The organism is Bradyrhizobium sp. WSM4872 (genome assembly GCF_055811715.1).
In genome coordinates this window covers 1-16190 of the sequence record NZ_JBVVPT010000024.1, presented here as the reverse complement: position 1 = coordinate 16190, position 16190 = coordinate 1, and the positions used below count along the sequence as shown (strand labels likewise).

General features: G+C 64.5%; 14 protein-coding genes and 3 pseudogenes. 13 read left to right on the top strand and 4 right to left on the bottom strand.

What is annotated here, in order from left to right; all coding sequences use genetic code 11:
* Window positions 1-4 precede the first annotated feature (4 nt).
* Window positions 5-1204, top strand: a complete 1200-nt coding sequence (locus AC0L3C_RS26430; protein WP_007600177.1) for a cytochrome P450 — start codon at window positions 5-7, stop codon at window positions 1202-1204.
* A gap of 249 nt (window positions 1205-1453) precedes the next feature.
* Here the strand turns inward: AC0L3C_RS26430 and AC0L3C_RS26425 are convergent, their stop codons facing one another.
* The gene (locus tag AC0L3C_RS26425) at window positions 1454-1594 is read right to left on the bottom strand and encodes a hypothetical protein (protein ID WP_231189001.1); all 141 of its coding nucleotides are present in this window, start codon (window positions 1592-1594) and stop codon (window positions 1454-1456) included.
* A 288-nt stretch (window positions 1595-1882) separates the two neighbouring features.
* On the opposite strand from AC0L3C_RS26425, the gene AC0L3C_RS26420 reads away from it, so the two are divergent.
* The 9 genes and pseudogenes from AC0L3C_RS26420 to AC0L3C_RS26380 all read left to right on the top strand — a co-directional run.
* Window positions 1883-3085, top strand: coding sequence for a cytochrome P450 (locus tag AC0L3C_RS26420; protein WP_317245096.1), 1203 nt, complete (start codon window positions 1883-1885; stop codon window positions 3083-3085).
* A 94-nt stretch (window positions 3086-3179) separates the two neighbouring features.
* Window positions 3180-4469, top strand: a complete 1290-nt coding sequence (locus tag AC0L3C_RS26415) for a cytochrome P450 (RefSeq protein WP_456766007.1) — start codon at window positions 3180-3182, stop codon at window positions 4467-4469.
* A 1-nt stretch (window position 4470) separates the two neighbouring features.
* Complete coding sequence (locus AC0L3C_RS26410) at window positions 4471-4779, top strand: ferredoxin (RefSeq protein ID WP_231188988.1); 309 nt, start codon at window positions 4471-4473, stop codon at window positions 4777-4779.
* Complete coding sequence (locus AC0L3C_RS26405; protein WP_438744284.1) at window positions 4766-5611, top strand: SDR family oxidoreductase; 846 nt, start codon at window positions 4766-4768, stop codon at window positions 5609-5611. The genes AC0L3C_RS26410 and AC0L3C_RS26405 overlap by 14 nt, the downstream gene beginning before the upstream one ends.
* A complete protein-coding gene (locus tag AC0L3C_RS26400) occupies window positions 5611-6954 on the top strand; it encodes a cytochrome P450 (protein ID WP_473409358.1) in 1344 nt (447 codons plus the stop codon). The genes AC0L3C_RS26405 and AC0L3C_RS26400 overlap by 1 nt, the downstream gene beginning before the upstream one ends.
* 99 nt (window positions 6955-7053) lie before the next feature.
* Window positions 7054-8052 carry a polyprenyl synthetase family protein gene (locus AC0L3C_RS26395; RefSeq protein WP_473409402.1) on the top strand — a complete coding sequence of 333 codons (999 nt, stop codon included), beginning with the start codon at window positions 7054-7056 and terminating at the stop codon, window positions 8050-8052.
* 299 nt (window positions 8053-8351) lie between these two features.
* Window positions 8352-9902 carry a hypothetical protein gene (locus tag AC0L3C_RS26390; RefSeq protein WP_473409357.1) on the top strand — a complete coding sequence of 517 codons (1551 nt, stop codon included), beginning with the start codon at window positions 8352-8354 and terminating at the stop codon, window positions 9900-9902.
* Window positions 9899-10801 carry a terpene synthase family protein gene (locus AC0L3C_RS26385; protein ID WP_456766004.1) on the top strand — a complete coding sequence of 301 codons (903 nt, stop codon included), beginning with the start codon at window positions 9899-9901 and terminating at the stop codon, window positions 10799-10801. The genes AC0L3C_RS26390 and AC0L3C_RS26385 overlap by 4 nt, the downstream gene beginning before the upstream one ends.
* Window positions 10788-11054: pseudogene (locus AC0L3C_RS26380) on the top strand (type 2 isopentenyl-diphosphate Delta-isomerase); the annotation flags it as partial. The gene AC0L3C_RS26385 and the pseudogene AC0L3C_RS26380, both read left to right, overlap by 14 nt.
* 4 nt (window positions 11055-11058) lie before the next feature.
* Here the strand turns inward: AC0L3C_RS26380 and AC0L3C_RS26375 are convergent.
* Window positions 11059-11296 (bottom strand): annotated as a pseudogene (locus tag AC0L3C_RS26375) (MFS transporter); the annotation flags it as partial.
* Between the two features lie 135 nt (window positions 11297-11431).
* Here AC0L3C_RS26375 and AC0L3C_RS26370 point away from each other — a divergent pair.
* Both AC0L3C_RS26370 and AC0L3C_RS26365 read left to right on the top strand, forming a co-directional pair.
* Window positions 11432-12192: pseudogene (locus AC0L3C_RS26370) on the top strand (IS5 family transposase).
* 54 nt (window positions 12193-12246) lie between these two features.
* Window positions 12247-13749 carry an SGNH/GDSL hydrolase family protein gene (locus AC0L3C_RS26365; protein WP_473409356.1) on the top strand — a complete coding sequence of 501 codons (1503 nt, stop codon included), beginning with the start codon at window positions 12247-12249 and terminating at the stop codon, window positions 13747-13749.
* Between the two features lie 190 nt (window positions 13750-13939).
* Here the strand turns inward: AC0L3C_RS26365 and AC0L3C_RS26360 are convergent, their stop codons facing one another.
* A complete protein-coding gene (locus tag AC0L3C_RS26360) occupies window positions 13940-14161 on the bottom strand; it encodes an aldehyde dehydrogenase family protein (RefSeq protein ID WP_473409355.1) in 222 nt (73 codons plus the stop codon).
* A 437-nt stretch (window positions 14162-14598) separates the two neighbouring features.
* On the opposite strand from AC0L3C_RS26360, the gene AC0L3C_RS26355 reads away from it, so the two are divergent.
* Entirely contained in the window at window positions 14599-15186 is a 588-nt protein-coding gene (locus AC0L3C_RS26355) for a GNAT family N-acetyltransferase (protein ID WP_473409353.1), read from the top strand.
* A gap of 428 nt (window positions 15187-15614) precedes the next feature.
* Here the strand turns inward: AC0L3C_RS26355 and AC0L3C_RS26350 are convergent.
* The coding region (locus AC0L3C_RS26350; protein WP_473409352.1) for an SbmA/BacA-like family transporter at window positions 15615-16190 on the bottom strand (576 nt) is incomplete at its 5' end.

Sequence of the window (16190 nt, the reverse complement as noted above, 5' to 3'; positions counted from 1 at the left end):
AACAGTGGCAACTTCGGCACGCGAGTATGCCTGCAGCGATTTCGATCCGTTCGACTGGGACACTCGCATCGACCCCTATCCGGCCTATGCCGAGCTTCGTGCGAAGGCACCCGTCGTCAGGCTCGAGAAATACGGCATCTTCGCCGTGCCGCGTTTTGCGGAGATCAAGGCGGTCTTTGCTGACCATGTGAACTTCAGCAATGGCGGTGGTGCTGGCATCGTCAATTATTTCAAGGAAAAGCCGTGGCGTCCGCCGAGCATCGTCCTCGAAGCTGACCCACCGCTACATACACGCACCCGAAAGGTGCTAGCTCGGATCATGTCGCCGGGTGCCATGCGGGGCCTCGAGAACGGTTTCAAGGCCAAGGCCGCCGCGCTGGTCGACGAACTCATTGAAAAGAGATCATTCGACGCCGTCCGCGATCTTGCCGAAATATTTCCGGTGACTGTATTTCCGGATGCCCTGGGCATCGACAATGAGGGCCGCGAAAATTTTCTGACCTACGGCGCAATGGTGTTTGCCGGCATGGGGCCGGAGAACGATTATTTCCGAACTCTGATGGCCAAGGCACCTGAGGTTTTGCCTTGGGTTGCCGCGAAATGCCAACGGGACGCCTTGGCTCCCGGCAGTTTTGGCGCACAGGTCTACGAGGCCGCCGATAGCGGCGAAATTACCCATGACGAAGCGCCTCTGCTCGTCCGGTCCTTTCTTTCGGCGGGACTGGATACGACTATCAGTGCAACAGGCATGGCCCTCTTTAGTTTGGTCCGTCATCCGGAGCAGTGGGCCATTCTGGCCGCCAATCCTTCGCTGGCGCGCGGCGCGTTCGATGAGAGCCTGCGCTATGATTCCGCCGCACCTTACGTCTTTCGGACCACACCGCATGAAACCGAGATCGCAGGGGTGCCGATCGGTAAGCACGAGAAAGTATTGCTGCTGATTGGTTCTGCAAATCGCGACGAAACGCGGTGGGAGCAGCCCGACCAGTTCGACATCACCCGGCGCGTCTCGGGCCATATCGGCTTCGGCACCGGGATCCATGGCTGCGTGGGGCAAATGGTCGCGCGGCTCGAAGGCGAAGCCGTTCTGGCCGCCTTGGCGGCGAGCGTCGCATCAATCGAGATAACGGGCGAGCCGGTATACCGCGACAGCAGTGGATTGCGGGCCCTCAGCTCACTGCCGGTACGCGTTACGACGAAATAGCGCCAGCCCGGGCTCTTTGCGGCGGCTGTCATTGCCCGCCAGGACGGCTGGCGGACCTGCTTCCTTTGCGAGCTTATTGCCCGAAAGGTGTTGTCGTGCAAGCGCCGCTGCTTCTTCGACGTAGTTGCTATAGTTCAGCACGCCTTTCGCATGGAAGTTCGTTGAGCCGAGAAGGGATCTTGTTCTTGAAAAGGAGCTCCCAAGGGCCCGAAGGATCAACGATCGCCTTGATAACGTTTGCATCGAGAATCAACGCGGGCCCTCTATCAGCCTTGCGAAATACGCCATCGTCATCGTGGCGAACCCCAGGCAGGTCACCAGATCAATGCCGGCGGCGAGCAGCGCATCGCGCTGCAAGTCCGTGCTCTCGCCGTCGGAGTCCGACGACACGCATGTAGCCAACCAACATAGGCGGATACGCATCGGAAATAGGTTTCCGTATTGCAGCGCGTGGCGGCAGAGTTTTCCGCATATTTTTTGCGCCACCAAGCGTTTAGTTTAGGACGCTACTACAAGATTCGGTAGTTGGCTAAAGCCACTTTGAGGCCCTAGGTTCCGGCCGCCGTCCCCGCCGATCATCATCATCGACGAACAGAAGCGAACGCAAGCGCACGTGAAGCCCGCACCGTCTGCCGGTCACCTTCCGCCCTTCCATCGCGTAGAGACTGAAGTGTCACCATGTCCGAACAACCCTTGCCGACGCTGCCGATGTGGCGCGTCGATCACATCGAGCCCTCGCCCAAGATGTTGGCGCTACGCGCCAACGGTCCGATCCACCGCGTGCGCTTCCCGTCCGGGCACGAAGGCTGGTGGGTGACAGGCTACGACGAGGCCAAGGCGGTGCTGTCCGACGCGGCGTTCCGGCCCGCGGGAATGCCGCCGGCGGCATTCACCCCGGATTCGGTAATTCTCGGTTCGCCGGGGTGGCTGGTCTCGCACGAGGGGGGCGAGCATGCCCGGTTGCGCACGATCGTGGCGCCAGCCTTCAACGACCGCAGGGTGAAGCTGCTCGCGCAGCAGGTCGAGGCGATCGCCGCGCAGTTGTTCGAGACGCTGGCGGCCCAGCCCCAGCCCGCCGACCTGCGGCGCCACCTCTCCTTTCCGCTTCCCGCCATGGTCATCAGCGCGCTGATGGGCGTGCTCTACGAGGATCACGCGTTTTTCGCCGGCCTGTCCGACGAGGTAATGACGCACCAGCATGAAAGCGGCCCGCGCAGCGCGTCGCGCCTGGCTTGGGAAGAACTGCGCGCCTACATTCGCAGCAAGATGCGGGACAAGCGCCAGGATCCGGGCGACAACCTGCTGACGGACCTGCTCGCGGCGGTCGACCAGGGCAAGGCGACCGAGGAAGAGGCGATCGGTCTGGCCGCGGGCATGCTGGTGGCGGGGCACGAGAGCACCGTCGCGCAGATCGAATTCGGCCTGCTGGCCATGTTCCGCCATCCGCAACAGCGCGAACGCCTGGTCGGCGATCCATCCCTGGTGGACACGGCGGTGGAGGAAATCCTACGCATGTACCCGGCGGGCGTGGGCTGGGACGGCATCATGCGCTATCCGAGGACCGACGTGACCATCGCGGGCGTGCATATTCCCGCGGAGAGCAAGGTGCTGGTCGGACTGCCTGCGACGTCGTTCGATCCGCGCCATTTCGACGACCCGCAAATCTTCGATATCGGGCGCGCCGAAAACCCGCACCTGGCGTTCTCCTACGGTCCGCACTACTGCCTCGGCATGGCGCTGGCCAGGCTGGAACTCAAAGTGGTGTTCGGTTCGATCTTCCAGCACTTTCCCGCGCTGCGCCTGGCCGTGGCGCCGGAAGAACTGAAGTTGCGCAAGGAGATCATCACTGGCGGGTTCGAAGAGTTGCCGGTGCTCTGGTGATGCGCGGACACCGCCGGGAATCGCGATCTTCTCCGCAATTTGCCGGCGCGCCTGGCGCGCGCCGTTCCGATCAGCAAGCCAACAGTTAACCAAGATGGACGTGCAAGAAACCACGGCAGCATGCCGGGACGCCTTCGCCGAACTGGCGTCGCCAGCGTGCATCCACGACCCGTATCCGTTCATGCGGTGGTTGCGCGAGCACGATCCGGTGCATCGCGCGGCGTCGGGCCTCTTTCTGTTGAGCCGCCACGGCGACATCTACTGGGCGCTCAAGGCCACGGGCGATGCGTTTCGGGGACCGGCGCCGGGCGAACTGGCGCGCTATTTCCCGCGTGCAGCGACCAGCCTGTCGCTCAATCTGCTGGCGTCCACGCTGGCGATGAAGGACCCACCGACGCATACGCGTCTGCGCCGGCTGATCTCGCGCGATTTCACCATGCGCCAGATCGACGACCTGCGGCCGAGCATCGCGCGCATCGTCGCAGCGCGCCTGGACGGCATGGCGCCCGCACTGGAGCGCGGGGAGACGGTGGACCTGCATCGGGAATTCGCGCTGGCCTTGCCCATGCTAATCTTCGCCGAACTGTTCGGCATGCCCCAAGACGACATGTTCGGGCTCGCCGCCGGCATCGGCGCCATTCTGGAAGGCCTAAGCCCGCACGCCAGCGATCCCCAGCTTGCCGCGGCGGACGCGGCCAGCGCCAGGGTGCAGGCCTACTTCGGCGACCTCATAGAGCGCAGGCGCACCGATCCCCGCCACGACATCGTGTCGATGCTGGTCGGCGCACACGAGGACGATGCCGACACGCTGTCGGATGCGGAGTTGATCAGCATGCTGTGGGGCATGCTGCTGGGCGGCTTCGCCACCACTGCCGCGACCATCGACCATGCGGTCCTGGCGATGCTGGCGTATCCCGAACAGCGGCACTGGCTGCAGGGAGACGCCGTGGGGGTGAAGGCATTCGTCGAAGAGGTCCTGCGCTGCGACGCGCCCGCCATGTTCAGCTCCATTCCGCGTATCGCCCAGCGCGACATCGAACTAGGCGGCGTGGTGATCCCGAAGAACGCGGACGTGCGCGTGCTGATCGCGGCCGGCAATCGCGACCCGGACGCCTTCGCCGACCCCGACCGCTTCGATCCCGCGCGGTTCTACGGCACCAGTCCTGGCATGTCGACCGACGGGAAGATCATGCTGAGCTTCGGCCACGGCATCCACTTCTGCCTCGGTGCGCAACTGGCCCGGGTGCAGTTGGCCGAGAGCCTGCAGCGGATCCAGGCGCGCTTCCCCACGCTGGCATTGGCCGAGCAGCCGAGCCGGGAGCCCTCCGCGTTCCTTAGGACGTTCCGCGCGTTGCCGGTGCGGCTGCATGAGCACGGGGACTGAGATGCGCGTCGTGGTCGACCAGGATATGTGCGGAACCACCGGGCAGTGCGTGTTGACGCTGCCGGGCACCTTTCGCCAGCGCGAACCGGACGGCGTGGCCGAAGTGTGCGTGGCGACGGTCCCGCAGGCGCTGCACGCCGCCGTGCGGCTCGCGGCCAGCCAATGCCCGGTCGCCGCCATTAGGGTCATCGAAAGCGACGCTGGCGATGACGAGCGCGCCACCGCCGACCCTGCGCCTTCTCCGGCCGAGGCCGAGCGGCATGCCGCGAAAGACCAACGCAATCGACGAGGACACGATGGGACGGTTTGAAGGCAAGGTGGCCGTGGTAACCGGCGCCGGCGCCGGTATCGGCAAGGCATGCGCCCTCGCTATCGCGCGCGAGGGCGGCAGAGTGGTGGTGGCCGACATTGACGGCGCGGCGGCCATCGCCTGCACCGCGCAGATCGCGGCCGAAGCGGGCCACGCGCTGGCCCTGGCGATGGACATCGCCGATGCGCAGGCGGTGGCAGCGCTGTTCGAGACGGCGGAGCGGCACTTCGGTGGGGTCGACCTGCTGGTGAACAACGCGAGCGCCATGCATCTGACCCCGCGCGACCGCGCGATCCTCGACCTGGATCTGGCGGTCTGGGACCAGACCATGGCGACCAATCTGCGCGGCACCCTGCTCTGCTGCCGGCAGGCAATCCCACCGATGATCGCCCGCGGCGGTGGCGCGATCGTCAACATGTCGTCATGCCAGGGGCTCAGCGGTGACACCGCGCAGACGTCCTACGCCGCGTCGAAGGCGGCGATGAACATGCTGTCGGCCTCGCTCGCCACCCAGTACGGTCATGCGCGGATCCGCTGCAACGCGGTTGCGCCGGGTCTCATCATGACCGAGCGTCTCCTCGCCAAGCTGGACGAGGGCATGCAACGGCATCTGCGCCGGCATCAGCTCCTGCCGCGCGTCGGCCGTCCCGAGGACGTGGCCGCGCTGGTGGCGTTCCTGCTTTCCGAGGATGCTGCGTTCATCACCGGCCAGGTCGTGTGCATTGACGGCGGCATGCTGGCGCATGTGCCGACGTACGCCGACGGTGGCAACAGCCGCGCCGCGCGGCCTGCCGGCAACACCGCCGAAGCGGCTGCGGCGCCGCGCTGCTGATGGACATGCTGCTCAACCCGCTGGCGCGTCGGCACCGGCTGCGGTACGACATCCCGATCGTGCCCGGCGCTTTCCCCCTGGTCGGGCATCTTCCCGCCATCGTCTGCGACCTGCCGCGCCTGCTGCGGCGCGCGGAACGGATGCTGGGCAGCCACTTCTGGCTGGATTTCGGCCCTGCCGGACACCTGATGACCTGCGTGGATCCGGACGCGTTCGCGCTGCTCCGGCACAAGGACGTGTCCTCGGTGCTGATCGAAGAGATCGCGCCCGAATTACTTGGCGGAACGTTGGTCGCCCAGGACGGCGGCGCGCACCGGCAGGCGCGCGATGCGATCAAGGCGGCGTTCCTGCCCAAAGGGCTGACTCAGGCCGGCATCGGCGACCTGTTCGCGCCCGTCATCTGGGCGCGGGTGCAGGCGTGGCGTGACCGCGGCGACGTAACCATCCTGCGCGAAACCGGCGACCTGATGCTCAAACTCATCTTCAGCCTCATGGGTATCCCCGCGCAGGACTTGCCAGGATGGCATCGCAAGTACCGGCAACTGCTGCAGTTGATCGTCGCGCCCCCGGTCGACCTGCCCGGGCTGCCCTTGCGGCGGGGCCGCGCCGCCCGCGACTGGATCGACGCGCAGTTGCGTCAGTTCGTCCGCGACGCGCGCGCGCATGCCGCGCGCACCGGGTTGATCAACGACATGGTAAGCGCCTTCGATCGCAGCGACGATGCGCTCTCCGATGACGTCCTGGTCGCCAATATCCGCTTGCTGCTGCTTGCCGGTCACGACACCACCGCCTCGACGATGGCCTGGATGGTGATCGAGCTGGCGCGGCAGCCTGTGCTGTGGGACGCCCTGGTCGAGGAGGCGCAACGCGTGGGCGCGGTGCCGACCCGGCACGCGGACCTGGCGCAGTGTCCGGTCGCTGAGGCCCTGTTCCGCGAGACGCTGCGCGTGCATCCGACGACCACGCTCCTGCCGCGTCGGGCGCTGCAGGAATTGCAACTCGGCCAACGGCGCATTCCCGCGGGCACCCATCTGTGCATCCCGCTGCTGCATTTCTCGACCTCGGCGCTGCTGCACGAGGCGCCTGATCAGTTCCGCCTGGCGCGGTGGCTGCAACGCACGGAGCCGATCCGGCCGGTGGACATGCTGCAGTTCGGTACCGGCCCACACGTCTGCATCGGCTACCACTTGGTGTGGCTCGAACTGGTGCAGTTCTGCATCGCTTTGGCGCTGACCATGCACAAGGCCGGGGTGCGGCCGCGGTTGCTGAGCGGCGTCGAAAAAGGCCGGCGTTATTACCCGACCGCACATCCGTCCATGAAAATCCGCATCGGATTCTCATGAGCTGGCATCGCTTGCGCCTGTGTGGCGAGGCAGCGACGCCGGCAACACCGCGGCGGCCCGCTGTGGCCGTCTCCTGTCAGGTACAAGGACATGAACAGCATGCAGACCGGTTCCACGCTAAACGACGACCGAACTGGCGTTTCCGCGCTCGGCGGATTGGGCGCGCAGGCGCGCGGCGCTTCCGGCAGGCTGATGCCTGAGATCTGGATGCAGGACGGCGCAAAGCGGGTCGAACAAGCGCTCGCGCGTCGTCTCTGCGTCGAAGACAAGGGTGAGACCGAGCTGATCGCGGCAATGCGCTACGCCACCTTGCATGGCGGGAAGCGCACCCGCGCCTTGCTCTGTCTGGCTGCCGGCACACTGGCCGACACGCCGGCGCACATGCTCGACGACGTCGGCGCCGCGATCGAGATGATGCACGCCTGTACCCTGGTCCACGACGACCTGCCCGCGATGGACAACGACGTGCTTCGCCGCGGCCTTCCGACCGTGCATGTCAAGTTCGGCGAAGCCACCGCGATCCTGGTCGGCGACGCGCTGCAGGCGCACGCCTTCCTGACCCTGGCGAGCCTGGATGCGCCGGGCGACAATCCTATCGCGCTCGTGCGCGAACTGGCGCAGGCGGTGTCCGCCGAGGGTGCCGCAGGCGGGCAGGCCATCGATCTGTCGCTGGTCGGAAAGCACGTCGAGCTGGACAGGATCGTCGCGATGCACCGGATGAAGAGCGGAGCGCTAGTGCGCGCGTCCGTTCGCATGGGCGCGCTATGCGCCATCGCGGAGGATGCCGCGCACGCTGCGCTGTACTGTGCGCTCGATCGCTACAGCGCCTGTTTCGGCCTGGCGTTGCAGGTGGTCGATGACATTCTCGATGCGACGGCGGATACCGCGGCGCTGGGCAAGACCCCCGGCAAGGACGCGGCGGCGCAGAAGCCGACCTGCGCGTCGATCATGGGGCTGCAGGCTGCGCGCCAGTTCGCGCTCGATCTGTTGCGCGACGCCGGAGAGGCCATCATCCCGCTGGGGCCGCGTGCGGAACGGTTGGGGCAGATGCTGCAGCGGGCCAACGCGCACCTGTTCAAGCACGCGCCATGCGCATGAGCGCGCCCGTGCGCATGGAGTCGCCCTTGTGCCGCTGCGATCAGCCGGCGGTAGCGGTGCATGCTGCACCGTGTCCGAGTCCGCGGCGCCCATCGCAGCGGTTGCCCTGCACGGCCGCGGCGCGCTGCGGCCAAGCCTATGCGGCGGACCGGCGCCAGCGTCGTTGGCGCGTCGCCGCGCCAGAGCAGTGCGGCCGTCCGGCGCTGCCCATCGGCCGGGCCGCGACGGACCTGCGGCGACGTGCGCGGCGTCTGCCCGATCCTGGTTCTCGTCAACCGTCTGCAGAAGGAACATCCCGCGTGAACGCGCAGTCCGAACAGATCCTTTCCGAATTGCGCCACCTGCTGAGCGAGATGAGCGACGGCGGCAGCGTCGGTCCGTCCGTCTACGACACGGCGCGAGCTCTGCAATTCCACGGCAACGTCACCGGTCGGCAGGACGCCTACGCGTGGCTCATCTCGCAGCAACAGGCCGATGGCGGATGGGGAAGCGCGGACTTCCCGCTGTTCCGTCATGCGCCCACGTGGGCGGCGTTGCTGGCATTGCAACGTGCCGATCCTCTTCCCGGCGCTGCCGACGCGGTCCAGGCTGCAACCCGGTTCCTCGAACGCCAGCCCGATCCCTACGCGCATGCGGTGCCGGAAGACGCGCCGATCGGCGCGGAGCTGATCTTGCCGCAATTTTGCGGCGAGGCCGCATCCTTGCTGGGCGGCGTGGCGTTTCCGCGCCACCCGGCGCTGTTGCCGTTGCGGCAAGCGTGCCTGGTCAAGCTGGCGGCGGTGGCGACGTTGCCGAGCGGCCATCCGTTGCTGCACTCCTGGGAAGCCTGGGGGACCTCGCCGACCACCGCATGCCCGGACGACGACGGCAGCATCGGCATCAGTCCGGCGGCCACCGCCGCGTGGCGTGCGCACGTCCTGACACAGGGGAGCACGCCGCAGGTCGGGCGCGCGGACGCGTATCTGAAGGCGGCATCGAAGGCGACGCGCAGCGGCATCGAAGGTGTCGTTCCCAACGTCTGGCCGATCAATGTGTTCGAACCATGCTGGTCGCTGTACACCCTGCATCTGGCCGGGTTGTTCGCGCATCCCGCGCTCACTGAGGTGATGCGCGTGATCGTCGCGCAGCTCGATGCCCGCCTTAGCGTGCGCGGTCTCGGCCCGGCCTTGCACTTCGCGGCCGATGCGGATGACACCGCCATTGCGTTGTGTGTCCTGCGCCTTGCAGGCCGCGACACGGCGGTCGATGCGTTGCGCCAATTCGAAAGCGGCGAGCTGTTTGTCACCTTCCCCGGCGAGCGCAATGCCTCGATGTCGACCAACATCCATGCCCTGCATGCGTTGCGACTGTTTGGAAAGCCTACCGCCGCCGCCAGCGCCTATGTCGAAGCCAATCGCAACCCGGACGGTGTATGGGACAACGAAAAATGGCACGTTTCATGGCTGTATCCCACCGCGCATGCCATCGCTGCGCTGGCGCAAGGCAACCCCCAGTGGCGCGACGAGCGCGCGCTGGCGGCGCTGCTGCGCGCGCAGCGCGACGACGGCGGCTGGGGCGCCGGTCGCGCGTCCACATTCGAGGAAACCGCCTATGCGCTGTTCGCGTTGCACGTGATGGACGGGAACGAAGAGCCGACAGGGCGCCGGCGCATCGCGCAGGCGGTGGCGCGTGCGCTGGAGTGGATGCTCGCCCGCCATGCGGCGCATCCATTGCCGCAGACGCCGCTGTGGATCGGCAAAGAACTATATTGCCCCACGCGGGTCGTGCGCGTGGCTGAACTCGCCGGGTTGTGGCTGGCACTTCATTGGGGGCGGCGCGCCCTGGCCAAGGGAGCAGGAGCGGCGCCATGATCCAGACCCAACGCGCGCTGCAGCAGGTGCTGGAGTGGGGGCATTCCCTGACCGGGTTCGCCGATGAGCATGCCGTGGAAGCAGTCAGGGGCGGCCAGTACATCCTGCAGCGCATCCATCCGAGCCTGCGCGACGCCAGCGCCCGCACCGGCCGCGATCCGCAGGACGAAACGCTGATCGTGGCGTTCTATCGCGAACTGGCGCTGCTGTTCTGGCTCGACGATTGCAACGACGTTGGCCTGATCGCGCCGGAGCAGCTCGCCGCGGTGGAGCAGGCGCTGGGGCAGGGCCTGCCGTGCGCGCTCCCCGGATTCGAGGGCTGCGCGGTGCTGCGCGCCTCGCTGGCCGCACTCGCCTACGATCGTCGCGACTATGCTCAGCTTCTCGACGATACCCGGCGCTACTGCGCAGCGCTGCGCGACGGACCCGCGCAGGCGGCAGGGGCGGAACGCTGGTCCTACGCCGAGTACCTGCACAATGGCGTCGATTCGATCGCCTACGCGAATGTGTTCTGTTGCCTGTCATTGCTGTGGGGGTTGGACATGGCGACCTTGCGCGAGCGTCCGGCATTTCGCCAGGTCCTGCGGCTCATCTCCGCGATAGGGCGTCTGCAGAACGATCTGCATGGACGCGACAAGGACAGGACGGCGGGCGAGGCCGACAACGCGGCGATCCTGCTGCTGCAGCGCTATCCGGCTATGCCTGTGATGGAGTTCCTCAAGGACGAGCTGGCCGGCCATACGCGCATGCTGCACCGCCTGATGGCGGAAGAATGCTTTCCCGCGCCGTGGGGAGCGTTGATCGAGGCCATGGCCGACATCTGCGCGCAGTACTATCAGACCTCGACCAGCCGCTATCGCAGCGACGCCGCGGGGGCAGGCCAGCGTGCGCCGGGCTGAACGCGCGGGAGGCGGAGGCGAGCGCCCGCTCCCCTCGGTCAGATCGGACGCAACGCCGTCGCCCGATGGAGCGAGCATGAGCGACACCGCCATGAGCCCGTGCAAGGACGACTATCTGGACGTCGTGCTGGATCGGCGAACGGCACCGGCCCCGATCGCCGACGGCTGGAAGTATATAGGTTTCGAACACTGCGCATGCGACTTGGACCTGACGCAGATCGAGCGCTGCGCCTGGCTGGTGGGCAAGATCATGGCGCGAAGCGGCGTCCATAGCGATCACCGAGAAACCCGGTACGCAACGATCCCAGATCATGCCGACGAAGGTCGCGGAGATGAACACCGCATTCTGGGCGAGGGTCCAAACCTGGTCTTCAGCATCACGCTCAGCACGGTACCGGCAATGTAGATGAAAAACATTCCGATGCCGATCAGCAGCATGAGGCGGCCATGGAATGGCCCGACCAGCAGTCGATCAAGACGAGTGCCTGCGTTCACGGATTCGAGTTTGACGCTCTCCCTTGATGCGGACCGCCTTCTTCGAACGTCTGCCGCTTGTCTTCTGTTAGGGTCTGTACCTAATTAACTGCTTCTGATTCGCTCTTGCCAAGTTGATTCGGCATGGGGGCTTCGATGCGCAAAGGACTGTTCTGGCTCAACGACAAGCAGTGGGCTCAGATAGACCGCAGCAGCCAATGAACCAGACCGCGCCGGCGCGCGAAGACGATCGACGCATCATCAGCGGTATCGTTCACATGCTCCAGTGCGGCGCACGCTCGCGCGATTGCCCGCCCGACTATGGCCCTTACACGACAATCTACAATCGGTTCAATCGCTGGGCTAAGCGCGGACATTGGCAGGCTATCTTTGAAGCGCTCGCCCGCTGCGGCAAGGACGGCCTGACTTTGTCGATCGACTCCACCTCGATCAAAGCGCATCGCTCCGCGAGCGGCGGAAAAGGGGGGAGCATGAACAGGCCGTCGGCCGCTCACGCGGCGGGCGGAGCACGAAAATCCACGCGCTGAGCGACCCCGATTGCAAACCTTGCGCATTTCATCTCACTCCGGGACAAGACGCAGATCTTGCCGCAGGGCCGGCCCTTTTGAAACTCGCGGCGCCCATGTCTTCCCTCATTGGGGACAAAGGCTACGATGGCGACGGCTTTCGCACCGAAATCGTCAATCGCGGCGCGAAACTCGTCATTCCGAACAAGTCCAACAGGGTGCCCCTCCACAGCTTCAGCAAACGCGCCTATAAAGGACGCAAACGTTATCGAGCGCTGCTTCTGCCGGCTCAAGGATTTCAGGCGTGTCTCTACTCGCTACGACGAACTTGCTAGAAACTTCTTGGCCGCCGTCCACCTCGCCGCCGTCGTCGCCTATTGGATCGATTGAGTCTGAACCCTAGTCTCTGTCGCGGCAGTTCTTCGTCTTGTGCGGTCCAAGAGCATGTCAAACAAACTAAGAAAATTGCGTATCTTTACCGACAGAGGTCCCCTGATTGCGCTAACGATCGCTGGGGGGATGGTGGTCGGCGTTGTCGGCCCGACGTCGGCGCAGTTCTTCAATTTCGGTGGATATCAGCAACGGCCGCAGCCGCAACGCGGTGGCGGATTCGGCGGCGGCTGGTTTGGTAACGACATGTTTGAGCCGTCTGCTCCCCAGCCTCGTTGGGACCGGCGGCAAACCTTGCCGCCCGCGCGCGAGGATTTTTCGAGGGCGCCCGCGGCCGGAAAGCGCGATACTGTACCGGAGCGCCATGTTCTTGTGCTCGGTGATGCCATGGCGGACTGGCTCGCCTATGGTCTTGAAGACGCCTATGCCGAACAGCCTGACATGGGCGTGATCCGCAGACATAAGACCGTCTCAGGCCTTATCAAATATCAGCCGAAGGGCAATCCGGCCGATTGGGCCGCCGCTGCCAAAGGCATTCTCGCGACCGAAAAAGCGGACGTCATCGTCGTCATGCTCGGACTCGATGACCGAGTCGGGATGCGCGAGCCGCCGGCTGAGAAATCCGATATCAAGCCATCGGACAAAAACGCAGACAAGAAGGAAGCCAGAGGCAAACCGGGCGTCAAGCCGGAGGGCGGTACGAACGTCGACGCGAAGCCGGATGGCAGACTGGTCGATACGGAATTGTCGCCAAATGACGCCGCCGACGCGCCGGCTATCGAGCCGGAGAGTAGCACGCGCTCGCCGAACGGCCTCTATGAGTATCGCGAGAAACGCTGGATCGAGCTCTACAAAAACAAGATCGAACAGATGATCGGCGTGCTCAAATCTAAGGGGGTGCCGGTGCTGTGGGTTGGCCTGCCGGTGGTACGTGGCCCTAAGGCAACAGCCGACACCCTGTTTCTGGATTCGCTCTATCGCGAGGCGGCCGGCAAGGCCGGCATCACTTATGTCGATGTCTGGGACAGCTTTGTCGATGAAGCCGGCCATTTTATGCAGCGCGGTCCCGACTTCGAAGGCCAGATCCGTCAGCTGCGCTCCTCCGATGGCGTGTATTTCACCAAGCCCGGCGCCCGCAAGCTTGCGCATTATGTCGAACGCGAAATCAACCGGTTGTTGGCTACTCGTTCCGCGCCGATCGCGCTGCCGACGGAACCGGCAAAGCCCGACGTCAATGCGCTGCCGGGTCAACCGGACCTGCGCCCGCTCGCCGGACCGATCCTTCCCTTGGTGGCCCCCTCTTTCGGCGCCGATCAATTGCTCGGCGGTCCAGGGGCGCCGATGGCAATGGATGCGCTAGCAGCGCGTGTCTTGGTCAAAGGTGAGCCCTTGTCGGCACCGGCCGGTCGCGCCGACGATTTTGTCTGGCCGCGCCGCGAAGTCGGACGCGAACAGTCTGAGGATACTCCAATGGCTTCGGCTTCGCCCGATGATCGCATCCCGGTATCTGCGCCGGCGCCAATGCTAAAGCAGAAAAAGAATCGCAGCCAAAGGTGAGGCGCTGACGTTTTGGCCCGGAGGTTTCGCTCAGTGGGGCCGCTTCGGGGACAATCGCATCGGTTTGCGCCGGAGCCTGTGGGCGTGGCAAACGCAGTTCGCACCTGGAGCAACACTGTTCAGCCGCTTCTGGTTGGCCGTGTCGCGATACCAGTCGAACGGCTGCTCGTGCGTGGCGATCATCACGCTCTTAGTGTTGAAGTGGTTGTCGAAGGTTTCGGTGCGTATTCGCGGACGGTGGCGGAATAGCCGAGGCCCCCCAAGGCGAGGCGGGGTCGAGCCGGTGATGATCGTTGACCCAGACGACGCCGGCCGACGAAGGGGCAACTCGATGCGCGCGGGCGACGTCACGGGTGATCGCTGCGGCAAGGCCGAAGGGGAAGTCGTTGGCAATCCTTAGGGCGAATGCCAAGCACCTACCTGGGTTGGCAGGTTCCAAATTATACTGCGGTGCTTAGACTCGTCGAGCGAATGCAACTCGCAACATTTGGCGAAACAAGATCACCTTGTAACTCAAATCGTCTTTTCGCTGCTTTCGGAAGGCTGGCAGAGTTGTCGACGCCGATAAAACGGACCCTTCCTTCGGAAAGCGCTGGATCCAGATGACGCTCTCATGGCGAAAAGCACAAGTCCTCGCCAGATCCAGATCCAGCCCCAAGGGTCAGGGCCTCCAGCGAGGAACCTCCGTCCGAAGCGGCCGTCGAAGGCGGTCTTCTGAGGCAGGATGAGAGCGGGAGACGGAAACTAAAGGGATCCGATGAATGTTCGGGGGCACATCCATTCCGCTCACGTCCAAGGTATCGGTCCTGTGCTCCAACCTTCAACTCTGTGATCGAAAAGCGGTGCATCATGACAAGAGAGCCGGGCGTCACCTCGGCGAACGCAAGTATTCGGGCAAGAATCGTCTGGACGATTGTCCTCGGCTTTGCCGCCGATCCTTTGATGCGTTGGACTTGGCCGGACCCTGGGCAATATCTTGGCAGCATGGCTCAGTTCATCAAGGCCTGTGGCGGACGAGCATTCGAGCATGGCACAGCATACGTCACGGGAGAGACTCGCGCCGCGGCCCTGTGGCTGCCTCCGGGCGTGCAGCAGGATGAGGATGCGCTGGACGCAATCATGGCGCTGTCCCTGCGCCCGGAAATCAGCGAACATATGGCACACCTGCGCCAGGGAATGGCCGAACATCATCCCTCCGAGCCACATTGGTATTTGCCCCTGATCGCTGTCGATCCGAACTGGGCCGGACAAGGGCTTGGCACATTGCTGATGAAGTACGCTCTTCAACGCTGTGATGAGCAGGGCCTCGCTGCCTACCTCGAAAGTTCGAATCCTGAAAACATTCCCTTTTACCAACGCCACGGGTTCAAGATTATTGGAGAGATACAGCACGGTTGCTCACCTCCACTTACGCCGATGTTGCGAAAGACGCGGTGAGCGGAATTCGGAGACGCTTCGCATGCTGCGGCTCCCGAACCGTCCTTGGAGACGCCGAACTGAGGCGCATTGCCTCATCCGGATTGTTACTGGACAACTTATCGCCGGTGATTGGGTGGCTGCCATCGAATTGGTCCGGTGGCGTCAGCATGGGCGCGCGGCGGCAGGTGTGTCGGCCGAAAGGGATCGTTGCCGGTCGGCCACCCGGGCGGAAAAGAGGCGCACCCTCGATGCGATATGCGCGACGCCGGCTGGCATCGCAAGCATGCGGTGCCAGCAATTCGGGCACGCGCAACAGTTGGACCGAGGCCGGTCGAGACACCGCGAGAGCACAAGCGTGGATATGGGGCTACGATCAAGGACGCGATGACCGCAGTGTGGGGGCGTCGGATCGGGTGTGCGGCAAGCGGCTCAAGGGCCGGGTTTCGTCAACTCCTGCAGCTACGCCAATCATGAGGCCGCTCCTTTTGTGTCTCGATCGACGGCAGTGGCCCACCATGGATCTTTGCCTCAAAGCTCCGTAGCCGCTGATAGATCGAGATCAGTTCGACGATCGTGCTCCAGGAGTTGACGAGATACTGAAACGAGGTTCGTACTTGCGTGAACGCGTTGAGGATCTGGTTCATCGCGCCGAGGGTGATCTTGCCCGCGATGATTGTGGGCGCAAGCAGCAGATAAGGAAAGATGACGTCAGTCTGGAGATAGACGATCCGGCCGATATTGAAGTACATGAAGTTCAGATAGAGCCGGAAGTAATTCCTGCGAATGTCTCTAAACAGCACGCTCAATGTCGGCGCATTGGCACGCGCCGTATCATCCTCGCCGAGCACGAGCTCCTTGCGATAGGCCGCTTCGACCCGCTGGTTGAAAAATTCAATTCCGGGCAGGCGGATGCCGATAAGCGCGAGAACGCCGGTGCCCAGGATTGACCAGATCACCGCGGCGAACACCAGCGGATAGGGAATCGAGCCGAACAGAGGCAACTCCGTGACGTTGCTGGACAG

What these genes read in the sequence shown, in the direction of transcription:
- AC0L3C_RS26420 (WP_317245096.1), top strand. Translation starts at nt 1,883, where the DNA reads ATGTCCGAACAACCCTTGCCGACGCTGCCGATGTGGCGCGTCGATCAC.
- AC0L3C_RS26415 (WP_456766007.1), top strand. Translation starts at nt 3,180, where the DNA reads ATGGACGTGCAAGAAACCACGGCAGCATGCCGGGACGCCTTCGCCGAA.
- AC0L3C_RS26410 (WP_231188988.1), top strand. Translation starts at nt 4,471, where the DNA reads ATGCGCGTCGTGGTCGACCAGGATATGTGCGGAACCACCGGGCAGTGC.
- AC0L3C_RS26405 (WP_438744284.1), top strand. Translation starts at nt 4,766, where the DNA reads ATGGGACGGTTTGAAGGCAAGGTGGCCGTGGTAACCGGCGCCGGCGCC.
- AC0L3C_RS26400 (WP_473409358.1), top strand. Translation starts at nt 5,611, where the DNA reads ATGGACATGCTGCTCAACCCGCTGGCGCGTCGGCACCGGCTGCGGTAC.
- AC0L3C_RS26395 (WP_473409402.1), top strand. Translation starts at nt 7,054, where the DNA reads ATGCAGACCGGTTCCACGCTAAACGACGACCGAACTGGCGTTTCCGCG.
- AC0L3C_RS26385 (WP_456766004.1), top strand. Translation starts at nt 9,899, where the DNA reads ATGATCCAGACCCAACGCGCGCTGCAGCAGGTGCTGGAGTGGGGGCAT.
- AC0L3C_RS26365 (WP_473409356.1), top strand. Translation starts at nt 12,247, where the DNA reads ATGTCAAACAAACTAAGAAAATTGCGTATCTTTACCGACAGAGGTCCC.
- AC0L3C_RS26355 (WP_473409353.1), top strand. Translation starts at nt 14,599, where the DNA reads ATGACAAGAGAGCCGGGCGTCACCTCGGCGAACGCAAGTATTCGGGCA.